20 protein-coding genes and 1 other RNA gene are annotated in these 22,665 nt (G+C 33.0%); 8 read left to right on the top strand and 13 right to left on the bottom strand.

Annotation, left to right across the window (positions count from 1 at the left end):
* Window positions 1-128: 128 nt before the first annotated feature.
* From glgB to AC2H4K_RS14990, 3 genes are read right to left on the bottom strand one after another with little or no spacing between them, the layout of a single operon-like run.
* Entirely contained in the window at window positions 129-2,039 is a 1,911-nt protein-coding gene (gene glgB, locus AC2H4K_RS15000) for a 1,4-alpha-glucan branching protein GlgB (protein ID WP_281139721.1), read from the bottom strand.
* A 3-nt stretch (window positions 2,040-2,042) separates the two neighbouring features.
* Entirely contained in the window at window positions 2,043-3,308 is a 1,266-nt protein-coding gene (locus AC2H4K_RS14995) for a glucose-1-phosphate adenylyltransferase (RefSeq protein WP_281139722.1), read from the bottom strand.
* 8 nt (window positions 3,309-3,316) lie between these two features.
* Entirely contained in the window at window positions 3,317-4,723 is a 1,407-nt protein-coding gene (locus tag AC2H4K_RS14990) for a glycogen synthase (protein ID WP_493742571.1), read from the bottom strand.
* A 153-nt stretch (window positions 4,724-4,876) separates the two neighbouring features.
* Between AC2H4K_RS14990 and msrB the strand changes: the two genes are divergently transcribed.
* From msrB to lpdA, 3 genes are all read left to right on the top strand, one after another.
* Window positions 4,877-5,362 (top strand): peptide-methionine (R)-S-oxide reductase MsrB, encoded by a 486-nt coding sequence (gene msrB, locus AC2H4K_RS14985; protein WP_493742570.1) that lies wholly within the window; start codon window positions 4,877-4,879, stop codon window positions 5,360-5,362.
* Window positions 5,359-5,910, top strand: coding sequence for a DUF1572 family protein (locus AC2H4K_RS14980; protein WP_493742569.1), 552 nt, complete (start codon window positions 5,359-5,361; stop codon window positions 5,908-5,910). The genes msrB and AC2H4K_RS14980 overlap by 4 nt, the downstream gene beginning before the upstream one ends.
* A gap of 126 nt (window positions 5,911-6,036) precedes the next feature.
* Complete coding sequence (gene lpdA, locus AC2H4K_RS14975) at window positions 6,037-7,413, top strand: dihydrolipoyl dehydrogenase (protein WP_281139726.1); 1,377 nt, start codon at window positions 6,037-6,039, stop codon at window positions 7,411-7,413.
* A gap of 77 nt (window positions 7,414-7,490) precedes the next feature.
* Here the strand turns inward: lpdA and AC2H4K_RS14970 are convergent, their stop codons facing one another.
* The 4 genes from AC2H4K_RS14970 to AC2H4K_RS14955 form a co-directional block, all read right to left on the bottom strand.
* Complete coding sequence (locus AC2H4K_RS14970; protein WP_281139727.1) at window positions 7,491-8,129, bottom strand: porin family protein; 639 nt, start codon at window positions 8,127-8,129, stop codon at window positions 7,491-7,493.
* 183 nt (window positions 8,130-8,312) lie between these two features.
* On the bottom strand, window positions 8,313-8,729 hold the full coding sequence (gene aroQ, locus AC2H4K_RS14965) for a type II 3-dehydroquinate dehydratase (RefSeq protein WP_281139728.1): 417 nt from the start codon (window positions 8,727-8,729) through the stop codon (window positions 8,313-8,315).
* A gap of 83 nt (window positions 8,730-8,812) precedes the next feature.
* Window positions 8,813-9,409, bottom strand: coding sequence for an outer membrane beta-barrel protein (locus AC2H4K_RS14960; RefSeq protein ID WP_281139729.1), 597 nt, complete (start codon window positions 9,407-9,409; stop codon window positions 8,813-8,815).
* 239 nt (window positions 9,410-9,648) lie between these two features.
* Entirely contained in the window at window positions 9,649-10,419 is a 771-nt protein-coding gene (locus AC2H4K_RS14955) for a hypothetical protein (protein ID WP_281139730.1), read from the bottom strand.
* A gap of 223 nt (window positions 10,420-10,642) precedes the next feature.
* Here AC2H4K_RS14955 and AC2H4K_RS14950 point away from each other — a divergent pair, with 223 nt between their 5' ends.
* Both AC2H4K_RS14950 and xerA read left to right on the top strand, forming a co-directional pair.
* On the top strand, window positions 10,643-10,990 hold the full coding sequence (locus tag AC2H4K_RS14950) for a TM2 domain-containing protein (protein ID WP_281139731.1): 348 nt from the start codon (window positions 10,643-10,645) through the stop codon (window positions 10,988-10,990).
* A gap of 71 nt (window positions 10,991-11,061) precedes the next feature.
* Window positions 11,062-11,970 carry a site-specific tyrosine recombinase/integron integrase gene (gene xerA, locus AC2H4K_RS14945; protein ID WP_281139732.1) on the top strand — a complete coding sequence of 303 codons (909 nt, stop codon included), beginning with the start codon at window positions 11,062-11,064 and terminating at the stop codon, window positions 11,968-11,970.
* A 55-nt stretch (window positions 11,971-12,025) separates the two neighbouring features.
* On the opposite strand, the gene rny is transcribed toward xerA, so the two are convergent.
* From rny to AC2H4K_RS14925, 4 genes are all read right to left on the bottom strand, one after another.
* Window positions 12,026-13,603 carry a ribonuclease Y gene (gene rny / locus AC2H4K_RS14940; protein WP_281139859.1) on the bottom strand — a complete coding sequence of 526 codons (1,578 nt, stop codon included), beginning with the start codon at window positions 13,601-13,603 and terminating at the stop codon, window positions 12,026-12,028.
* Window positions 13,604-13,660: 57 nt separating this feature from the next.
* Window positions 13,661-13,790: non-coding RNA, 6S RNA (ssrS, locus tag AC2H4K_RS14935), on the bottom strand.
* A gap of 62 nt (window positions 13,791-13,852) precedes the next feature.
* Entirely contained in the window at window positions 13,853-14,140 is a 288-nt protein-coding gene (locus AC2H4K_RS14930; protein ID WP_493742568.1) for a cell division protein ZapA, read from the bottom strand.
* A 24-nt stretch (window positions 14,141-14,164) separates the two neighbouring features.
* Window positions 14,165-14,455: a coiled-coil domain-containing protein gene (locus AC2H4K_RS14925; protein WP_281139734.1), complete on the bottom strand. Its 291-nt coding sequence runs from the start codon at window positions 14,453-14,455 to the stop codon at window positions 14,165-14,167.
* 180 nt (window positions 14,456-14,635) lie between these two features.
* Between AC2H4K_RS14925 and AC2H4K_RS14920 the strand changes: the two genes are divergently transcribed.
* A complete protein-coding gene (locus AC2H4K_RS14920) occupies window positions 14,636-16,324 on the top strand; it encodes a M23 family metallopeptidase (protein WP_493742567.1) in 1,689 nt (562 codons plus the stop codon).
* 11 nt (window positions 16,325-16,335) lie between these two features.
* Entirely contained in the window at window positions 16,336-18,801 is a 2,466-nt protein-coding gene (locus AC2H4K_RS14915) for a carboxypeptidase-like regulatory domain-containing protein (RefSeq protein ID WP_493742566.1), read from the top strand.
* A gap of 10 nt (window positions 18,802-18,811) precedes the next feature.
* Here AC2H4K_RS14915 and AC2H4K_RS14910 read toward each other — a convergent pair whose 3' ends face one another.
* Entirely contained in the window at window positions 18,812-19,483 is a 672-nt protein-coding gene (locus AC2H4K_RS14910; protein WP_493743073.1) for a phage tail-like protein, read from the bottom strand.
* 189 nt (window positions 19,484-19,672) lie between these two features.
* Here AC2H4K_RS14910 and AC2H4K_RS14905 point away from each other — a divergent pair, with 189 nt between their 5' ends.
* Window positions 19,673-21,514: a DUF8693 domain-containing protein gene (locus tag AC2H4K_RS14905; protein WP_281139738.1), complete on the top strand. Its 1,842-nt coding sequence runs from the start codon at window positions 19,673-19,675 to the stop codon at window positions 21,512-21,514.
* Here the strand turns inward: AC2H4K_RS14905 and AC2H4K_RS14900 are convergent.
* Window positions 21,504-22,649: a cysteine desulfurase family protein gene (locus AC2H4K_RS14900; RefSeq protein ID WP_281139739.1), complete on the bottom strand. Its 1,146-nt coding sequence runs from the start codon at window positions 22,647-22,649 to the stop codon at window positions 21,504-21,506. The two genes, AC2H4K_RS14905 and AC2H4K_RS14900, sit on opposite strands and share 11 nt — an antisense overlap.
* Between the last annotated feature and the right edge of the window lie 16 nt (window positions 22,650-22,665).

The raw sequence follows: 22,665 nt of genomic DNA, 5'->3' as shown, positions 1-22,665 counted from the left end.
AACGGAAAAAATAGAATTATTAAAAGAGTTTAAACCTCTATTTATAAGGATTTAGCAACTATAACGTTTTAGACATTAGTTTTTATTAAAAAAACAATTTTATCTATAAATTTGGTTGAATTAATAAATTAACTAGAGTACTTAAACGCCACCATTCCCAAAGGTGGAATATCTATTTCGATTGAGTGATCTCTAAAATGCCACGGTTTTTCCTTTGTGATTTTCACATTGTTTTTATACTCACCACTTCCATAGTACTTTTTTAAATCACTATTAAAGACTTCTTTTAATTTTCCCTTTACAGAAATTCCTATTTTATATTTTTCCTTAGGAACAGGAGTCATATTACAAGCTATAATTAGGTTGTCTTTGGGTTCATTTCCCTTTCTTATATAAACCAATACAGAATTTTCATGATCGTTATAATCTATCCACTCGAAGCCTTCGGAAGAAAACTGTTTTTCATAAAGTGCTGGTTCATTTTTGTATAACGCATTCAAGTCTTTCAAAAGTTCTTGTACGCCTTTATGTGGCTCATATTGTAACAAATGCCAATCAATACTTCCTTGAAAATCCCACTCATCGTATTGTCCGATTTCAGCTCCTTGAAATAATAGATTTGTTCCAGGGTGTGTAAACATATAACTGTAAAGCAATCTTAGGTTGGCAAATCGCTGCCATTCATCACCAGGCATTCTACCTAGTATAGATCGCTTTCCATAAACCACTTCATCATGACTTAATGGCAACATAAAGTTTTCCGTAAAAGCATAAGTCATTGAGAACGTTAAATCGTTTTGATGATATCTTCGGTAAATCGGTTCTTTAGAAAAGTACTGTAGAGTATCATGCATCCAACCCATCATCCATTTCATTCCAAAACCTAAACCACCTATAAATGTAGGCTTAGATACCATTGGAAATGCCGTGGATTCTTCAGCTATAGTTTGCACATCTGGAAACGACTCATAAACAGCTTCATTCATTTCCCTTAAAAACGACATAGCTTCTAGGTTTTCTCTACCACCAAACATATTTGGTTCCCACTCACCATCTTCCCTACTATAATCTAAAAAAAGCATTGAAGCTACTGCGTCTACCCTTAAACCATCAACATGAAATTGATCTAACCAAAAAATAGCATTGCTAATTAAAAAGGACTTTACTTCATTTCTGCCATAATTAAAGATTAAGCTTTTCCAATCTTTATGATAGCCTTTTCTAGGATCTGGATGTTCATATAACGCAGAACCGTCAAAAAAACCAAGTCCGTGAGCATCTTCTGGAAAATGAGAAGGTACCCAATCTAGTATAATTCCTATATCGTTTTGATGTAGTTTATCTACCAATAATTTAAACTCTTCTGGATAGCCGTAACGAGACGTTGGTGCAAAGTATCCTGTAATTTGATAACCCCAAGATGGATCATAAGGAAACTCCATGACAGGCATTAGCTCTACATGCGTAAATCCCATTTCCTTAACATAGGTAACAAGATCGTCTGCCATTTCAAAATAAGACAAATACCTATTTTCTTCAATCTGCTTTTTCCAAGATCCAAGATGAACTTCATATACCGAAAACGGAGCATCCAAAGCATTATGCTTTTTTCGTTTAGACATCCATTTTTTATCTTTCCATGTGTAGGGCTCGTCCCAAACTATTGAAGCCGTTCTAGGATTATGCTCTGCACGCCTGGCATAAGGATCGGCCTTTTCGGTTTTTATATCATTATGATTACTCTGTATCTTGTACTTATACTTAGTACCTTTACCAACTCCTGGAATAAAACCTTCCCAAATACCGCTCGAATCCCAACGTACATTAAGCTGATGCTCTCCTTCGGTCCAAAAGTTAAAATCACCAACTACAGAAACCATTTTTGCACTTGGAGCCCAAACCGAAAAATAGACTCCCTCAACACCATCTACGGTTGTAATGTGAGAACCAAATTTTTCATAAAGACGATAATGCTTTCCTGCTTTGAATAAATTAATATCAAACTCTGTAAAACGACTATAAACTAATACTTCAGCCATATATTAAAGTACAAATCCTTTAGGAATAACTGCACCTTTTCTTATAACCACAATACCATCCTTTATTACATAATTTTCTGTTTCTGCATCCTCTAGATGATTACCTCCATTAATCCTAACATCATCACCTATTCTTACATTTTTATCTATAATAGTGTTTTTAATGTAGCATCGCTCACCTATTCCCATTAAAATTTCGGTATGATTTTTATTGATGCTTTCTAAAGATTCATAATCATCACTACCCATCATGTAAGTATTGATTATAGTTGAATCCTTACCTATTCGAGATCGAATACCAATTACTGATTTTTCGATTTTTGCTGCGCTTACAATACAACCTTCTGCTATAACTGCTCTATCTAAAGTTGTACCAGATAATTTTGACGTTGGCAAAATTCTAGCATTAGTATAGACACGTTGTTTGGAATCAAATAGATTGAATTCTGGAATACTATCTGTCAATCCAAGGTTAGCTTCGAAGAAAGAATCTATATTTCCTATATCTGTCCAGTAACCCTCAAAAGGATAACTCATGGTTTTATACTTATCTATATTTTGGGGTATAATTTCCTTACCAAAATCTACCGTACTTTCATCATCCATTAACTGAATAAGTAGTTCTCTATTGAATATGTAAATCCCTGTAGACCCTAACCATTCTCTACCTTGACTTTTCATTTCATCACTAACATCAGATTTCCAATCTCCTAATAAATCTGAAGATGGTTTTTCTATAAATGATGTAATTCTGTTATCCTCATCTGTTTTTAAAATTCCAAAAGACGTAGCATCCTTAGCATTTACAGGATAGGTTGCCACTGAAATATCAGCTTTTGAGTTTATGTGAGCATCAATCATTTCGTTATAATCCATTTGATATAATTGATCACCCGAAAGAATTAAAGCATATTCAAACTCATGTTGCAAAAAGTGATGCATACTCTGTCTTACAGCATCTGCAGTTCCTTGAAACCACTTATCACTTTTTATGGTTTGTTCTGCTGCTAACACATCAACGAAAGCATGACTAAAAAAACTGAAATGATAGGTATTCTTTATATGTCTATTTAACGATGCGGAATTAAACTGAGTTAACACATACATACGTTTGATCTCTGAATTTATACAATTTGAAATTGGAATGTCTACCAACCTATACTTTCCTGCAATTGGTACTGCTGGCTTTGAACGCTTTTCGGTAAGCGGATACAATCTTGAACCCTGTCCTCCGCCTAGAATTATAGATAATACCTTATCATTAATCATAATGTTATTTATTTTATAGTTTTATAAAGTTCGATATAGGTTTTTGCCGAAGCTTCCCATGAATGATCTATATTCATAATCGTCTTCCTGTTTTTTCTAAAATCTGAGGGCTTTTCATTATAATAGTCCTTAGCTCTATTTATAGCTTCTACGACATCTTCAATAGAAACGTGGTTATGGCAAAATCCAAAACCACCTTCCTTAATATCAGTAACCGTATCTTTTAAACCTCCGGTTGACCTTACAATTGGAACGGTTCCATAACGCAATGCATACATTTGGTTTAATCCACATGGTTCTACGCGAGACGGCATCAATAAAAAATCTGCACCAGCATAAAGTATGTGAGATAATTTTTCGTTATAGCCTATGTAAGCATTATAGTTGCCAGAATATATAGTTTTTAAATTATCTAATCCTTCTTCAATGTCTTTAAAACCAGATCCTAAAAGCAAAATGGATATTGCTCTCTCTTTTAAGGATTCATAAAAAACCTGAGGAAGCAACTCTGCGCCCTTTTCTCCTACCAATCTTCCAATAAACACAAATAGTGGTTTATTTTTATCTAAATTAAATTCTTTACAAATCCATTCTTTATTAGCTTTTTTTCCAGACTGAACTTTTGCTTTTGTGTAGTTTTCAATAAGAAAACTGTCAGTTTCGGTATTCCAAACTTCAGCATCAATACCATTTAAAACTCCCACACATTTTCCGCTTTCATATTTTAAAAGATTTTCAAGTCCGTTAGCATTTTCTTTTAATTCCTCCATGTAATTAGGCGAAACAGTAGTGACACGCCAAGCACATTTTATTGCGGCTGCAAGCGGATTTATAATACCATTCCAATCTAAAAGTCCGATATTCTGAAGATTGAATTGCGGAATTTTATCTAAATTCTCATATCCAAACCAACCTTGATATTGCGCATTATGAATGGTAGTTATAACTGGTATTTTATTGAGCTTTTCATACTTAAAACTCTCTTGCGCCATAAATGGAATTAAACCCGTATGATGATCATGACAATGAATATAATTTGGCTTAGTCTTTAAAGTCAAAAGCCAATCCATAACAGCAATTTGAAAAATTAAAAAACGATCTGTGTCATCAGATGAATACACATAGTCTTTATAAATATGCTGTTTCTCGTCAATAAAATAAATATCAAAATCTTGTTTATCATCCTTTAATTTAAGTACATCAAAAGGATATTCTGAATTTCTAAGCGTTAAACTTGAAGTATAAATTACTTCGAATTGGTGCTCGTTTGTAAAGCTATTATTATAAAAAGGCATAATAACACTACTATTAGCACCTAATCGATTTTGATATTTTGGCAAAGCCCCAACTACATCTGCAAGCCCACCAACTTTAGCCACTGGGTAGCATTCTGCACTGACATGAATGATTCTCATTTAATAGTCTTAAGTCTCGATTATAAATTTACTAAATATAAGATTAAGTTAACAACTTCATAAGTTATACTTAGTTTAATTTTTCTTAAATTATGTAATAATTTTAGAATTGCTACGACTTAAAAATCCTGATTCTAAATAAAAAATAAGTATATGAAAAAGACACTTCTATTAGTAATTGCCATGACGTTACTTAATTGTAATGGTAATGCTCAAAAAAACGAGAAAAAAGAAAAAGAAACTTTTGAAATCTCAAAAACAGATGCCGAATGGAAAAAAGAACTTACCAAAGAACAGTATTATGTTCTTATTGAAGAAGGTACTGAGCGTCCGTTCTCTAGTCCACTGAACAAAAACTATGAAAAAGGCATATACCATTGTGCTGCCTGTAACACTCCATTATTTAAAAGTGAACATAAATTTGATTCTGGCACTGGTTGGCCAAGTTTTGATAGAACTATTGAAGGTAACGTAGCTTACGGAACAGATAGTAAACTAGGCTATGTTAGAGACGAAGAGCATTGTGCTACTTGTGGCGGTCACTTGGGACATGTTTTTAATGATGGTCCTAAAGCAACCACAGGAAAACGTCATTGCATAAATGGTGTTGCTTTAAAATTTGTACCTTCAGAAGAATGAAAAGTTACTTATCTAGCTCCATAAAACAGTTTGAGTATTACAAAAGTCTTGGAGACAAAACCTTTGAACAACTCACCTTTAATGAACTTCAAAGAGAATTTGAAGAAGACTCTAATTCCATAACTATAATCGTTAAGCATATGGTTGGTAACATGCTTAGCCGTTGGACCAACTTTTTAACCGAAGACGGTGAAAAAGAATGGAGAAAACGCGATGAGGAATTTATAGACAGTTTTAAAAACAAAGCCCAATTTCTTGAAGCTTGGGAAAAAGGATGGAATTGTCTCTTCAATGCCATTAAACCTTTACAAAAAGACGACTTAGAACGTGTTATCTATATCAGAAATCAAGGTCATAGTATTACCGAAGCCATTAATAGACAAATGATGCACTATGCCTATCACGTTGGACAAATTGTATTTTTAGGAAAACTTACCAAAGGTAGCGATTGGGTATCTTTATCTATACCAAAAGGAAAATCAAAAGCTTACAATAAAGATAAGTTTAGCAAAGAAAAAAGTCGAAAGCATTTTACTGATGATGTATAGTTCAGTTCATTAAGCATTTAATTCTTTGATGACATTTTAGTTAGGCATTTTGCTTTTGGTTTTTAGAATATAGTTTCAGAATTTCTTACTTTTGTAACTTCGAAAATTCAACTAAAAAACTTACGCATGAGTAAATATGATATTATAGTTTTAGGAAGTGGTCCTGGTGGCTACGTAACTGCGATTAGAGCATCTCAATTAGGGTTTAAAACTGCCATAGTAGAAAAAGAAAGTCTTGGTGGTGTATGTTTAAATTGGGGCTGTATCCCAACAAAAGCCCTTTTAAAATCTGCTCAAGTATTTGAATATTTAAAGCATGCAGAAGATTATGGATTAAAAGTTAAGGATGCTGAACACGATTTTGATGCTGTTGTAAAACGTAGTCGTGGTGTTGCCGAAGGTATGAGTAACGGTGTTAAATTCTTAATGAAGAAAAACAAGATTGATGTTATTGAAGGTTTTGGAAAACTTAAAGCCGGAAAGAAAATTGATGTTGATGGTACTGAATATTCTGCAGACCATATTATAGTTGCTACTGGTGCACGTTCTCGTGAGTTGCCAAGTTTACCTCAAGATGGTAAAAAAGTAATTGGCTACAGACAAGCTATGACTTTAGAAAAGCAACCAAAGAAAATGATTGTTGTGGGTTCTGGTGCTATTGGTGTTGAGTTTGCTTACTTCTATAACTCTATGGGAACTGAAGTGACTATCGTAGAATATATGGACAAAATTGTTCCTGTTGAAGATGATGAAGTTTCTAAACAATTAGAACGTAGCTTTAAAAAATCTGGTATCAAAATAATGACTTCTTCTGAAGTGACTTCTGTTGACACCTCAGGAGATGGTGTTAAAGCTACTGTAAAAACTAAAAAAGGAGAAGAAACATTAGAAGCTGATATCGTTCTTTCTGCTGTTGGTATTAAATCTAACATAGAAAATATTGGTCTTGAAGACGTAGGTATTGCTGTAGATAGAGATAAGATTTTGGTTAACGATTATTACCAAACCAATATACCTGGATATTATGCTATTGGAGATGTTACTCCAGGACAAGCATTAGCTCACGTAGCTTCTGCTGAAGGTATTCTTTGTGTTGAAAAAATAGCAGGAATGCATGTAGAAGCTTTAGACTATGGCAATATTCCTGGATGTACTTACTGTACTCCTGAAGTTGCTAGTGTTGGTTTAACTGAAGCACAGGCTAAAGAAAAAGGATACGATATTAAAGTTGGAAAATTCCCATTCTCTGCATCTGGTAAAGCTAGTGCAGGTGGAAATAAAGATGGCTTTGTAAAAGTTATTTTTGACGCTAAATATGGTGAATGGTTAGGTTGCCACATGATTGGTGCTGGTGTAACCGACATGATTGCTGAAGCTGTATTAGGAAGAAAGCTTGAAACTACAGGTCATGAAGTTTTAAAAGCAGTTCACCCTCACCCAACAATGAGTGAAGCTGTTATGGAAGCTGTAGCAGCAGCTTATGATGAAGTTATTCATTTGTAAAACTACAAAACATATATAAAGTAAAAAAGATCCAGAATAATCTGGATCTTTTTCGTTTTTAAAACTCTAGGGTTTAACTAAAACATAAACCCTAAACCAACTTGCCACACTTTATTTTTTGCATCTACATTTTGAAAAATAGTATCGTCTTTATATATATCGGTTAAACCAATAGTATAACGTCCGTTAATAAAAAATCCACTATCAAACTTATACGAAGCACCTAGCGCTACTCCTGTATCTACATCCTTTACATAAGAATCATCTTCGCTAATCTCTACATCTCCTCCATCAGCATTTGGTTGATAATCGATTTCTTCATGTATTTTAAATCCGAACTGCGGTCCTGCCTCTACACTAAGTCCTTTTACTAAGTACAACTTTAGTAAAACTGGCACTTGAATATAATCTAATTGATATTCTATATTTTCATCTGTATCAAAGATATTATCTTGATCGCGCTCTTCAATATCAAATCCTTGACCTGAATACAATAGCTCTGGTTGAATAGAAATACGTTCTGATAATGGAATTTCAGCCAATAAACCTATATTAAAGCTTGTTCTAGATTTGGTATCACCAAAATCATCACTTGTAATTGACGAAGAGTTGAGTCCACCTTTAATACCTAATTGTGGAGTTGTTGAATCTGATTGGGCATTTGCAATTGCTGTAGTAGTAAATAATACTACTGCGGAAAGAAATAATTTTTTCATTTTTTTGTCTTTTTTATTTGGGTTAATACCTTAAAATTAGGAGTTGAAATTGCCCCTCCAAGCTAGATTAACGCTGGTTTAACAAAAATTTGAAAAGCAGTAAAATTTAATAATAATTACAAATAGACGAGTTTTGCTCGTTTGCTTAAAAGACTTATCCGATAAGAAAAATTGTGTTAAAAATTATATAAAACTCTGAATGGCTAATTCGTAACTTTGAAGCCCAAATCCTAAAATAACACCTCTAGCATTTGGCGAAATATAAGACTGATGTCTAAATTCTTCACGGGCAAATGTATTGGAAATATGAACTTCAACAACAGGAGTTTTTATAGCTTTAACGGCATCACCAATACCCACAGACGTATGTGTATAAGCTGCAGCGTTTAAAATAACACCATCATAAGAAAAGCCAACTTCCTGAATTTTATCAATTAACTCACCTTCTATATTAGATTGAAAATGCTCTAACTCAACATTAGGATACTTTTTAAGTATTGTTTCAAAAAACTCATTAAAAGTAAGATTGCCATAAATGTTAGTTTCACGCTTTCCTAATAAATTCAGGTTAGGACCGTTTATAATAATTAGTTTTTTCATAAAGTAAATATATGAAATAAGCGCATAAAAAAACCGAAGCAGTTGCTTCGGTTTTTTATTAGATATTTTATTATTCTAAAATATTAGAATTTGTAAGTAATACCAAAGTTGATATCTGACAAATTTAAACCAACAGCAAAAGTATCAGTTGATTCTGCGTTATCTACATCTGGCTCATTAGTTCTGTAACCTAAAACTCCGAAGCTAGCTTCTAAAGCTAAACTGTTAGAAACAAAGTAGCTAATACCAGGAGCTAAACCAACATTAAACCCGTTAGCTTTTGCTTCTGCGTTTCCTTGCTCTTCTTTTGAAGACTCATAATTTACTCCTAATTCACCAAAAAATGAGAATTGGCTCGCTGGTGTAAAATAATAACGACCAAATACACCTGCTTCAAACATATTAGTTTTATAATCTTCTACATTTGGTACTTCACTTTTAGTTGTTGTATAACCTAATGCTACACCTACTGCTATGTTTTCAGAAACGAAGTATCCTGCTTTAGGAGAAAAAGTAAAACCGTTATCTTTAACATCACCAGTACTTTCACTTACAAAAGCGATAGTTCCAGTAGCAAAAACATCTCCTTGAGCGAATCCAGAAGTTGAAGCTTCTTCTTGAGCATTCACACTAGTAAGTCCAAAAACTGCAACAGCAGCCATAAATAATAATTTTTTCATGATTTGAATTTTGTTTAAATTAATTTGGACGGCAAATGTAAGTGGTTAGCCACAACCAATTTGTAAAAAAATGTTAACAGTTTAAGTATTTCATCGATATTAAAAAAAGCAAATAAAAAACTTGTAATCTATAACCTTGAGAATAATTTAGGGTAACTCCAAATAACATTCACGTGATATTAACTAAAAAAACTCATACATAATAGAATTAAAAAACACAACCATTAGAAGGATAAGTACTAATGCTTAAGAATATCTATTTTGGTTTTCTCGTCTTTATTTAAATTAGTAAGTGTTTTTATTGTATTATTTCCATCTACTACTTCTATTACTGTTGTATTTGTTCCGATATCACCAACAGAGTTTGCAATAATGGTAATTGTAGTTTTCTTGTTGGCTACAGGAACTTCTAATAATTTCTTTTTTTCAGAAATCTTATAATTTAATAAAATAATTTTTCCATCTTGGAGTACAGTAACTTCATCGTTATCTATTTGGCCTCCGTCATAAATGTAAAACTTCATAAGTTTAGATTTAGTAAACACTGATGTTACTTCATCTTTTTTAAGAACGTTAAGGTTGAGTGTATCTAAAACCTTAACTCCCTTTAATCTATCCTTTATACTATCTTCTATTTTTCTTGATTTTTGAACTTTTTTACTAAACTTACTTACGCGCTTAGCTATTTTTTCTACTGAACTCATAACCAATTCACCATTAACACATTCTACACCATCACTAAACTTCCCCTTAAAGTTACCCATAAGTTTATCTGAACCTAATTTAAATTTTGAAGGCTCTAAATGGACATTACAAAAATCAAAGTCATCTAATGACACTGGTGATTTGGTATAAATGATTTCGACCTCTTTAAATGAAAGTTCTTTTTTTTCTTCGTCATAAAATCCAGAGATTTTAGATTTAGTTTCATGCTCACCTCCTAAGTCTGATATACTAAATCCCGAAATAACACCGTCAGATTCATCAAACTCAACTCTGTACTTAATCATTAAGGTATCTTTTATTTTTATTAAACCGACATATTTATTTTCATTTTGACTATAAATAATTTGGCAAAAAATTATTGAAACTATAAGAATTTTTAAAAATTTCATTTGTGTAATTTTATTTATTTTGAGGGTGTAATATAACATCAGTTTGCTGACTATCAAGAAAAAAAACTTGACATTTCATTTTTTTGTGTTATTTTCGGACAAACTTAAATCAATTTATATGAAAATTAAACTATTACTTTCAGCTATTGCAATTTTTATGACAATGACTGCTGCTTATGCTTCATTCCCAGTAAAGAGAGCTTCTGTAACTACAGAGAACACAATTACAACTGACATTTCACAAGAAGACGTTTTAGAAGCTATTCCTGCAGCTTCATCAGGAAAAGACAAATGGGTTGCTGCTGCTTTATGGTTTGTACTTGGTTGGCCTTTTGCTGCCCATAGATGGTACCTTGGTAGCCCATGGTATTGGAACGTACTTTTCATCATCACTTTTGCTGGTATTGGTGTTTGGGCAATTGTTGATATCATAAACATTCTTACAGATAATTGGGACGGCCTTTAAAATGAGTTCCTAAAAAGTCTAATAAAATCGCTTGAACAATTATCTTCAAGCGATTTTTTTATTTTGAGAAAATGAAGTGGGATAATTTAATTACAGACTATACAATTTTTTTAAAACTTGAACGTGGGCTTTCTGAAAATTCCATAAAAAACTATACTTATGACATAAAAAAACTGATATCGTATCTTGAAGAACATAATCTTTCCATTTCACCTGTTAAAATCAGTAACGAAACTATAAAGCAATTTATTTACGAGATTTCTAAAACAGCTAATCCAAGATCTCAAGCAAGACTTATTTCAGGTTTACGGAATTTCTTTGATTACTTGGTTTTTGAAAATTATAGAGACACTAATCCTTTAGATTTAATTGAATCTCCTAGAATTGGCAGAAAACTTCCTGACACACTCTCCGTTACCGACATAGACAATCTTATAAACGCCATTGACTTGAGTTATCAATACAAAGGTGTGAATTTAGGTGAACGCAACAGAGCCATTTTAGAAACGCTCTACAGTTGTGGCTTACGTGTTAGCGAACTTACGGAACTCAAAATATCAGATTTATTTTTTGATGAAGGGTTTATAAAAGTTACCGGAAAAGGAGACAAACAACGCTTTGTTCCTATTGGTGAAACTACTCAAAAATATATCAGTATTTGGAAAGGCATTAGAAACCACATTGATGTACAAGCAAATTCAAAAGACATTTTATTCCTTAATTATAAAGGGAAGAAACTTACACGCGCCATGATTTTTACCATTATAAAAAATCTGGTAGAAAAAATTGGGCTAAACAAAACGGTTTCGCCGCATACTTTCAGACATTCATTCGCTACTCATCTTTTAGAAAATGGTGCTGATCTTAGAGCAATACAAATGATGTTGGGTCATGAAAGTATTACCACTACAGAAATCTACATGCATGTAGATCGCTCACATTTAAGTGATGTTCTCAATAAATTTCACCCTAGAAAATAAAAAAGGCATTCTAAACTAATAGAATACCTCTTTCAATACTTGAGTTAGTCAAAATTTATTTAGCAATATTTACTGCTCTTGTTTCTCTAATTACAGTAACCTTAACTTGCCCAGGATACGTCATATCTGTTTGAATTTTCTGTGAAATTTCAAACGATAAACTTGAAGCTCTATCATCCGATACTTTTTCACTTTCTACAATAACACGTAACTCTCTACCAGCTTGGATGGCGTAAGCTTTCTTAACTCCTGTAAAGCCAAAAGCTACATCTTCCAAATCTTTCAAACGTTGAATATAAGAATCCAAAACTTGACGTCTTGCGCCTGGTCTTGCACCTGAAATGGCATCACAAACCTGAATTATTGGAGATAATAAGGTATTCATTTCTATTTCATCATGGTGAGCACCAATAGCATTACAAACTTCTGGTTTTTCACCATACTTCTCTGCCCACTGCATACCTAAAATAGCGTGAGGTGTTTCTATATCTGCTTCTGAAGATGGTACTTTACCTATATCGTGAAGTAAACCTGCACGTTTTGCTAATTTTGGATTCAATCCTAATTCTGCAGCCATTACACCGCAAAGTTTAGCAACTTCGCGCGAGTGCTGTAGTAAGTTTTGTCCATATGAAGAACGGTACTTCATACGACCAACCATTTTTATTAATTCAGGATTTAATCCATGAATACCCAAATCAATAACTGTACGCTTACCAACTTCAATAATTTCTTGTTCTATTTGTTTTTCAGTCTTTCTTACAACTTCTTCAATTCTTGCTGGGTGAATTCTACCGTCAGTCACTAATTTATGAAGTGATAGACGTGCTATTTCACGTCTTACAGAGTCAAAACAAGACAAAATAATTGCTTCTGGAGTATCGTCTACAATAATTTCTACTCCTGTAGCTGCTTCAATCGCTCTAATGTTTCTACCTTCTCTACCAATGATTCTACCCTTAACATCATCAGATTCAATATTAAATACAGAAACACAGTTATCAACAGCCTCCTCAGTTCCTATACGTTGAATGGTGTTTATAATAATCTTTTTAGCTTCTTGTTGCGCAGTTAATTTAGCTTCTTCAACATGGTCTTGAATAAAAGCCATTGCATCTGTCTTAGCTTCTTCTTTAAGAGATTCAATCAATTGTTCTTTAGCTTCTTCTGCTGAAAGTTGTGAAATGACTTCGAGTTGTTTAATTTGGCTTTTGTGTGCCTTTTCTATTTCTTCTTTTTTCTTATCTAGAAACTCAAGTCTAAAGTCGTAATCCTTAATTTTATCACTTAAAGATTGGTTTGATTTTTTTGCCTTAGAAAGTTCATTAGATACCTGAGATTCTTTATCTCTGATACGTTTTTCGGCTTCAGCCATTTTTTTATCACGCGAAAGAATAACTTTCTCATGTTCAGCCTTCAGCTCAATAAACTTTTCTTTTGCTTGAAGTATTTTATCCTTTTTTAAAGATTCTGCATCTGCTTTTGCCTGCTTTAAAATAGAACCAGATTCTTTTTCTGCATTTGCAATAAGCTTAGATGCTTTACCTTTCTCTAAAGATTTTGCTATAATATATCCTAGTATTACTCCTAATACTACTCCTCCAACTATATATATAATTGTATTAGTGTCCATCATTAATTATTTAGTTTAGTATATAAAAAAAGCCTACATCAGTTTTGGATTTTGTATAAACTCCTTAAAAACAAGTTTAGGGCTAACAAACTGATCAAGGATCCGCCTTAGATACTGAAATAAATTCAGCACTAGCGGCTTGCTTTTACAGTTTAAACTCACCCTTTTTAAAGAATTAACGTTGAGTTTATCAAAAAATATAACTAATGTAGGCAGTAACCTTTTTGTATTTTAAAGAACGTACGAGTATTAGATATGTTTACTTAAAAGTTCGTTTAAAGCTTCTAACTTTTCTTGAACCTCTTCATTTACATATTCTTTATCTATAGACTTTTGTTCTACTTGAGATGCAAATTGTAATGCACACATTGCTAATACATCTTGTTTATCTCTAACAGAATAATTTTGCTCAAACTGACCAATCATGGCCTCAATCTTCTTTGTGGCCGCACGTAAACCTTCTTCTTGTTTAGGGTTTATTGTTAATGGATAAACTCTATTAGCAATTGAAAGTTTAATTTTTAATTGTTCTGACATAAAAGTCTTTAAATTTTACACTTTTTATTCTGATAATTGACTTATACAATGGTCTATATCTCTAATCAGTGCATTTATTTTGAGCTTTGTTTCTCGTTTATTTTCGTCACTACCAAGCATTGAATTTGCTATTTTGAGTGTATCATACTTTTCTGCCCAAGACGCTATCTCCTCTTGTTGCTCTAGTAGCTTTTGTTGTTGCTTTTCTAATTGTTCAGAGAGCTTTGCATTAGTTTGTTTTAAAACCTCTTGCTTGTGTAAAATCTTACTGATTTTATTCTCTAATGCATCAACAATGTCTTCTATTTTACTCATTAAAGTAATTCAATACTATTTTAACAAAGTTAACATACCTATTGAAAAAACACAATTCTTTTACAATTATTTTTAATTGAAATAACATCAATAAAACTAAACCGTTAAGAAAAAAATATAAAGTTAGAAGGTTTGAATATCGTATTCAAATTAATATTTTAGCAACAACAGAAAGCTTATATGAGACAATTTTTAATTATCCTTTTTATTACCTGTTCTGCTTATTCCCAATCAGAATATCCTCAAGATTATTTTAGAAACCCTTTAGATATACCTGTAATTCTTGCTGGTACTTTTGCAGAACTTAGACCGTCTCATTTTCATGGTGGTTTAGATATAAAAACTCAAGGAAAAGAAGGCTTAAGAGTTTACACAGCAGCCTCTGGATACATAAGTAGAATAAAAGTTTCTCATTACGGTTACGGTAAAGCTATATATGTTACACACCCTAATGGTTATACTACTGTTTATGGTCATCTTCAAAAATTTTCGGATCGTTTAGAGAAATATATTAAAACTTGCCAGTACGATAAGGAAAGTTATGAGGTTGAAGTATTTCCAAATTCCGAAGAATTAATAGTTGAAGCTGACGAGGTTATTGCTTTTTCTGGAAATACTGGCGGTTCTGGTGGTCCTCATTTACATTTTGAAATAAGAGACAACCAAGAACGACCAATGAATCCTATGCTTTTTGGTATTACGGCGAAAGACACCACAACTCCTAGTGTGTTAGGTGTTTTTGCGTATCCTAAAGATGAGAATGCTACAATTAATGGTAAAAATGAGCGCGTACCACTTCGATTAATACCTCAAAATAATGGAGATTTTATGGTCGAAAAAGTTATTGCCTTAGGAAATATTGGTTTTGGTGTATCTACACACGACAGACTAGATGGTGCACCTAACAAAAATGGTGTTAGTAATATTCAGACGTTTTATAATGGAAATAAAAGTTTAGAAATAGATTTTAAACGCTTCAGTTTTGATGAGAGCAAACACATAAAACGACTTATTGATTACGAATACTATAAAACAAAAAAAACTAGGATTCAAAAATTGTTTGTTCAGCCCAACAATCCTCTGAGTCTTTACAAAGACGCCTATGACAAAGGCTATATTATGGTTGAAGATAGCACCTCTTCGGTTTATAAAATCAGAATTCTAGACTTTAATCAAAATGAGGCTTGGATAACCATACCTATAGAAGGAAAAAAAGATGTTTTAAAAAAACCTGAAGCAGAAGATTTATCCAATAAAACCTTAATTTATAGTGATAAACCAACAACTTTAAATTCAGGAAACATAACTGTTAATTTTTATGCCAATACAGTTTATGATGATGTGTATGTAGATTACAAAGTTAGTTCTGATACGCTCTATCTGCATGAAGATACCATACCACTCCAGAAAAATTATTACATCAATTACGACCTTAGCAACTATAAATCTGAACATTTAGATAAAGTATACATTGCACACCTATATGGTTATTACAAAAAGCCTTATTACGTAAATACCAAACGAAAAGGTAACACTCTAAGCGCAGGAACCAAAACCTTTGGAACCTATGCCTTAGCTATGGATACTGAGCCACCAACAATTAAGCCTATAAATTTTCAAGACAAAAAGTGGTTGAGCAAATACCGTTATCTAAAATTAAAAATTGATGATGAACTTTCTGGGATTAGCAAATATAGAGCTACCGTAAATGGAAAATGGATCTTAATGGAGTACGATTATAAAACCAATACACTTGTACACGATTTTAATGATAATGTCGTTAAAGATACCAAGAACGAATTAAAGATAATTGTTACGGATAATGTTGGAAATAGTTCTACATTTGAGGCAACATTTTTCAGAAAATAAAACTAAACTACTTGAAACGCTTACATTTTATAGTTCTGCTAAGCTCACTTTTCAGTCTGCTTTCCTTCTCACAATCCGCAATTCTTAGAGGTGTTATTTTAGATGAAACCAATCAACCTATTAACGGAGTTAATATCAAAGCCAGTACAGGTGAAGGCACAGCCACAAACGAAAATGGTTTTTACGAGCTAAAAATTCCATCAGATGTAGACGTAACTATAGTTTTTTCTCATGTTAATTATAAGCGCGTTGAAGTACCTTTTAATTTGAAAAACGGGCAGGAATTAGAGTTTAATCCTGTGATGAATATCAACATAGAACAGATTGCAACCGTTGTTATTAATACTAATACCAGACAAAAAGTAGATGGAGTTACTACCATTGAACCCGAAGTTATAAGAACTATAAAAGGAGCGCAGCCTGGTGTAGAAAATATTTTAAAAACATTACCTGGAGTTAATATCTCCAACGAACTAAGTACTCAATACTCCGTACGTGGTGGAAATTTTGATGAAAACCTAGTTTATGTCAATGAAATAGAAGTTTACAGACCCTTTTTAATCCGCTCTGGTAATCAGGAAGGTTTAAGTTTTGTCAATACGGATTTGGTTCAGAATGTTGATTTCTCAGCTGGTGGTTTTCAAGCTAAGTATGGTGATAAAATGTCTTCAGTATTAGATATCACTTATAGAAATCCTGTAGATTTTGGCATTAGAACAGACCTTAGCTTATTAGGCGGAAGTATTGCTGCTGAAACGGTTTCTAAAAACGGAAAGTTCTCTGGAATAGCCGGATTACGCTATCGTGACAACAGTTTAATCTTAAATAATCTTGAAACTTCTGGTAATGTTGAACCTGTTTTTGCTGATGCTCAAACTTATTTAACCTACCGTTTTTCAGATAAATTTCATTTAAATTTTCTTGGTAATATTTCATTAAACAGATACCACTTTCAACCAGAAAATAGACAAACCAACTTTGGTACCATAGACGATCCTGTGGCGCTTTTAGTATTTTATGAAGGTCAGGAAAAAGATGAATACGAAACCTATTTTGGGGCTTTTAAAGCTAATTATTTTGTAAATGATGATTTAACCTTAAAATTGATTGCTTCTGCTTATCATACTGTAGAGCAAGAGTATTTTGATATTTTAGCACAATACCGCCTTGGTGAAGTTAATACCAGTATTGGAGATGAAAATTTAGGTGAAGTTGAGTTTAGTGAAGGTATTGGTTCGCAATTAACACATGCTAGAAATGACTTAGATGCTTTTATTGTTAATGCTGAACACAGAGGTGATCATAAAATTGATGAAGAATCTACCGTAGAATGGTCAGTAAAATATACACATGAGGATATTAGAGACCGTCTTGTAGAATGGGAAATGATAGATTCTGCAGGTTTTTCTATTCGTCCTCCGAGATTTAGTAACCCAAACTTACAGCCTTACACTCCTTTTTCTGGTCCTTTAACAGCTTTTGAAAATATAAGAGCTTTAAACAATGTTCAGATTAATCGCTTACAAGCTTTTGCGCAATATAGTAAACGTACAAATTGGGGAAATGACGAGGTTTTCTATAATGTTGGTGTACGTTCTCATAGTTGGGCTGTAAGTGGAGATAGAGTAGAAAGCACATCACAAACTGTTTTTAGTCCAAGAGCTCAATTTGCCATAAAGCCAGATTGGGAAAAAGATATGCTTTTTAGGGTTGCAGGAGGTTTGTATTACCAACCACCTTTTTACAGAGAGTTGAGAGATTCTTCTGGAGTTGTTCAACCAAAAGTTAAAGCTCAACAATCTTTTCATATTGTATTAGGAAATGAATATAGTTTTGAAATGTGGGATAGACCTTTCAAACTTGTAACTGAAGCCTACTACAAAGGTCTATCAGATGTTAATGCCTATACTCTCGAAAATGTAAGGATTCGTTACAGAGCAAAGAATAATGCCGAAGCTTATGCTTATGGTTTAGATATGCGACTGAATGGAGAATTTGTTCCTGGTACAGAGTCTTGGTTTAGTTTCGGGTATTTAAAAACCGAAGAAAATATTGATTATAGAGGCTATATTGCTAGACCAACCGACCAGCGCTTAAAATTTGGAGCACTTTTTCAAGATTATGTTCCTAATATGCCACACTTAAAAATGTATCTTAATTTAGTATACAACACAGGTGTTCCTGGTGGTTCACCAAGTTATGCTGATCCTTATAACTATCAAATAAGACTAAGAGATTACAGACGCGCAGATTTAGGTATTTCTCTAGAACTTGTGAATCCTGAAAAAAATTATACAGCTAAATGGAAAAAAGCATTCAAAGAATTGTCTTTAGGTTTTGAAATCTACAATATGTTCAACAACCAAAATTCAATTACCAATACTTGGGTAAGAGATGTGTATTCTAAGAGACAATTTGCTATTCCTAATTACTTAACGCCTCGTGTTTTTAACTTAAGGTTATCGGCAAGATTTTAAATTCGGAGACTTATCGAGCTTTGTGAGTTCTTGTCACAACGTAACGTATATCGTATATATCTGCTGATGCTGTTGAAACAATTTTTACCGTTCCACCATTAGCTTCCCAAGTATTCAATGTATAGGCATTAAATGAACTTAAATAATAGTGTTCAACTCCATTTCCTTTTGCTAAGACAAAATCTCTAATATATATTTCACCTACAACTCCACCTATATCAATAGCCACCGTTAGTCGTGTGGTTGAAGCTGTATTAGGCCTAGCTTTAAATTCTATAACAATGTTGATACCATCACCATCTCTTCCTGTAATAGTAGAATTTGTTGAATCATAAAATGTTGTAACATCAACCGGTTTCTGACTATCCCTTACAGTAGCAGCATCATTTGGCAAGGTTACTTTAGTTGTGCCTACAACAAATGGACTTGCAGAAGTATATGTGCCATCTGTATAATCAGCCCAGCCCGTATAATCACTGGCGCTATTTTCACTTTCTAGTTTAGACCAGCTACTATTTTTATAAAAATAGAAGGCACTTTCATCAGTATCATAAACCAACAAACCATCTGCTGGATTTGCAATAGCATTACGCTGAGCTGTGGTCATTCTTGGTGTTAACATACCTTGAGAATCAGATTCCACTTCTAAAATAGCAGAACTATCAGGATTACTGGTACCGATACCAACTTGAGAAAAAGAAACTAAAAAAGTGAATAAAAAAATAAGGTTATAAGGGAACGAAATTTCATAATAATTTGGGGATTTAATTAATGAAATACATCCGAAATTACTGTATTTTAAAGGAAAAATCCAAAATTATAAATAAAAAAAATTACATTTGCACTTTATAAATCTTAACACCAAAAAGGTATGAATTTGATTTCTAAAACATTAACTATCGTTTTTAGTTTGTTTTTTTCCCTACAAATTTTTGCCCAATTAACTGTAAGAAATGACGCATATGTCTATGTAAAGGATCAACTCCTTTATGTAAAGGACAATGTTAACCTTACAGAATCTGATTCTAAAATTTACTTACGAGAAGAGTCTCAACTTATTCAAGGAGACGGAACAACAGGTAATTCAGGAGTCGGAGAACTAAGTGTATACCAAGAAGGTACTACCAACCAATGGTCTTATAATTATTGGTGTTCACCTGTTGGTAATAATGCTACAAATAATTCCATCAATAATCCTTTTAGATATAGATTGATTGATGATCCTAGGCTAGATACTACTACTGATTTAATTGATAGCAGTGACCCTGTTTTTTCTTTCATTTATAATGGAAATCCAAGTACTACACCTATTACACTATCCACCTATTGGACTTATACTTTTGTAAGTTCTGACGAATATAGTGAATGGACTTATGTAGGTGGTGCCACAGACGATATTAATCCTGGATTAGGCTTCACAATGAAAGGTATGGGAACCGGAACTACAGGAAACCAAACTTATGATTTTAGAGGTAAACCTAACAATGGTGATATCACCAACCCTGTTGCTACAGGACAGTTTACGCTGGTAGGCAACCCTTACCCAAGTGCTATAGACTCTGCTGCTTTTGTTCATGATACAGATAATGCACCTGATATAACAGGTACTTTATTTTATTGGGAACAATATGGAGATATTCCATCTCACGTACTTGTAGAAATTGTTGGTGGTTATTCTGAATTTACTATAAATGCTGCTGGTACAATAATCTCTAATACACCTGCCACATTTTATACTTACGACGCACAAGACAACACCTATTCTTTGCCTCCAGGACCTCCTGCAGGTGGCTCTAAAACAGCTAGACGTTATATACCTATAGGACAAGGATTTATGGTTGAAGGTAGTACTGGTACAACAGGTGATGTTACTGTGAAAAATGCTCATCGTGTGTATGAAAAAGAAGGTACTAACAGTTACTTCTTTAGAAGCTCTACACCAACGCAACAAACGAATTCAGATGAAGTTTCTAATGACGGTATTCAATATCAAGATAATGGCTTACCAATAGTTCCTTCTGACTTTAAAAGATTTAGAATTAACGTAGATTTTACAGTAGGTAACGATCAATACACAAGACAAGTCTTATTAAACTTTCATGATACAGCAACTGCTGGTTTTGATTACGGTTTAGAACTTGCAAGATCTAGCAACCATCCTACTGATGCTTATTTCTCTTATAACGATAAATCTTTCTCTGGTCTGGCTTATCCTTTTGAAGAGACCTTAGTAATTCCATTAATAGTGGATATCGAAGAACAACAACCATTACGTTTTAGAATATTTGATATTCAAAATTTTGAAGATACTCAAGGCATATATATTCATGATACAGCAACAGATGTTTATGTTAACCTTAGAGAGTTAGACTATGAGTTAAACGTTGCCCCAGGAAATTATACCAATCGTTTTGAGATTGTTTTTCAACCTAACCAATCTTTGAATGTTAATGATATTGAAGCTTCTACTTTAAGTATCAATCAAAATAACAATCTTAGTCAGTTATTGGTTAGTAATCCAAACAATCTAGACATCAAAAAAGTTGAAGTTTATGATGTTTCTGGTAAAAGAGTTATTCAATTTAACACGAAAAGCGTCGCTGATCGTTACGAAATTTCAACAGCAAACTTGAGTGAGGGTGTATATGTTGTTAATGTGATTTCAAATAACAACAATGCATTAAAATCACAAAAGGTAATTGTTAAGAACTAGCAAAGTCTTTTAGTACTTGAACAACATAATCAATTTCTTCTTTTGTATTATAAATACTAAAGGAAAAACGTACTGATGGTTGTTTTAGTTTTTCATCATCCAAAATTGCTGTAAGCACATGTGATTGCTGACTACTTCCGCTTTGACATGCACTACCTCTTGAGCAAGCTATACCTTTAAGGTCTAGTTGAAATTGAAGCATAGCTGCTTTTTCTGGAGCAAATGGTAAACATAGATTTAATAATGTAAATGTACTTTGCGTAGGATCTTCACAACCTCCATTGAAAGTTACATTAGGTAAATAAGTTTTTAATTCTTCAATAAAGTAAGTTTTTAAATCTAACACATAAGCCTTTTCTATTTCAATATTGGTATAAGCGAGTTTTAAAGCTTCAGCCATACCAACAATATTATGGATAGATTCTGTGCCTGCTCTATAACCGCGTTCTTGTTCACCACCAAAGATTAGGGGTTTTAAACCAGATTCTTTCCTTACAAAACAAAAGCCTACACCCTTTGGTCCGTGGAATTTATGTGCACTAGCAGCTAGAAAGTCGATAGGGATTTGGCTCAAATCAATTTTATAATGACCAATAGATTGTACACTATCAGAATGAAACAGAGCATTGTTTTCTTTGCAAAGTTTTGCGATACGTTCTATATCTAAAACATTACCTATTTCATTATTAACATGCATTAAACTTACTAAAGTCTTGTTTGATACAGACAATAAGCCTTCTAAGTGTTTATAATCTATATGTCCACAATGATCAAGATTTACAAAATCAATTTCAACACCATATTCCTTCTGCAATTGTTCAACAGTATGCAAAACAGCATGATGCTCAATCTTAGATGTAATTATTTTTGTAACCCCCAAATCCCTTACAGCACTTCGTAATGCTAAATTATCAGCCTCTGTTCCGCCTGAAGTAAAAATAATTTCAGCAGCTGACACATTAAAATAAGACGCTATATTTTTACGGCATTGCTCCAATAGAGCTTTCGAGGATCTCCCAAAACTATGGGTAGAGGACGCATTTCCATAACTATCCTTCAGGACGTGCGTCATGCTTTCAATAACTTCTGGCCTTAATGCTGTTGTAGCAGCATTATCTAAATAAACGGACTTCATTCTGCAAAAATATCGC

The sequence above is a fragment of the Winogradskyella sp. 266wxhm genome, from assembly GCF_058964685.1.
This window is presented reverse-complemented; position numbering and strand designations above follow the sequence as displayed.

Coding starts and splice junctions, on each gene's coding strand:
- glgB (WP_281139721.1), bottom strand. CDS start 2,039: ATGGCTGAAGTATTAGTTTATAGTCGTTTTACAGAGTTTGATATTAAT.
- AC2H4K_RS14995 (WP_281139722.1), bottom strand. CDS start 3,308: ATGATTAATGATAAGGTATTATCTATAATTCTAGGCGGAGGACAGGGT.
- AC2H4K_RS14990 (WP_493742571.1), bottom strand. CDS start 4,723: ATGAGAATCATTCATGTCAGTGCAGAATGCTACCCAGTGGCTAAAGTT.
- msrB (WP_493742570.1), top strand. CDS start 4,877: ATGAAAAAGACACTTCTATTAGTAATTGCCATGACGTTACTTAATTGT.
- AC2H4K_RS14980 (WP_493742569.1), top strand. CDS start 5,359: ATGAAAAGTTACTTATCTAGCTCCATAAAACAGTTTGAGTATTACAAA.
- lpdA (WP_281139726.1), top strand. CDS start 6,037: ATGAGTAAATATGATATTATAGTTTTAGGAAGTGGTCCTGGTGGCTAC.
- AC2H4K_RS14970 (WP_281139727.1), bottom strand. CDS start 8,129: ATGAAAAAATTATTTCTTTCCGCAGTAGTATTATTTACTACTACAGCA.
- aroQ (WP_281139728.1), bottom strand. CDS start 8,729: ATGAAAAAACTAATTATTATAAACGGTCCTAACCTGAATTTATTAGGA.
- AC2H4K_RS14960 (WP_281139729.1), bottom strand. CDS start 9,409: ATGAAAAAATTATTATTTATGGCTGCTGTTGCAGTTTTTGGACTTACT.
- AC2H4K_RS14955 (WP_281139730.1), bottom strand. CDS start 10,419: ATGATTAAGTACAGAGTTGAGTTTGATGAATCTGACGGTGTTATTTCG.
- AC2H4K_RS14950 (WP_281139731.1), top strand. CDS start 10,643: ATGAAAATTAAACTATTACTTTCAGCTATTGCAATTTTTATGACAATG.
- xerA (WP_281139732.1), top strand. CDS start 11,062: ATGAAGTGGGATAATTTAATTACAGACTATACAATTTTTTTAAAACTT.
- rny (WP_281139859.1), bottom strand. CDS start 13,603: ATGGACACTAATACAATTATATATATAGTTGGAGGAGTAGTATTAGGA.
- AC2H4K_RS14930 (WP_493742568.1), bottom strand. CDS start 14,140: ATGTCAGAACAATTAAAAATTAAACTTTCAATTGCTAATAGAGTTTAT.
- AC2H4K_RS14925 (WP_281139734.1), bottom strand. CDS start 14,455: ATGAGTAAAATAGAAGACATTGTTGATGCATTAGAGAATAAAATCAGT.
- AC2H4K_RS14920 (WP_493742567.1), top strand. CDS start 14,636: ATGAGACAATTTTTAATTATCCTTTTTATTACCTGTTCTGCTTATTCC.
- AC2H4K_RS14905 (WP_281139738.1), top strand. CDS start 19,673: ATGAATTTGATTTCTAAAACATTAACTATCGTTTTTAGTTTGTTTTTT.
- AC2H4K_RS14900 (WP_281139739.1), bottom strand. CDS start 22,649: ATGAAGTCCGTTTATTTAGATAATGCTGCTACAACAGCATTAAGGCCA.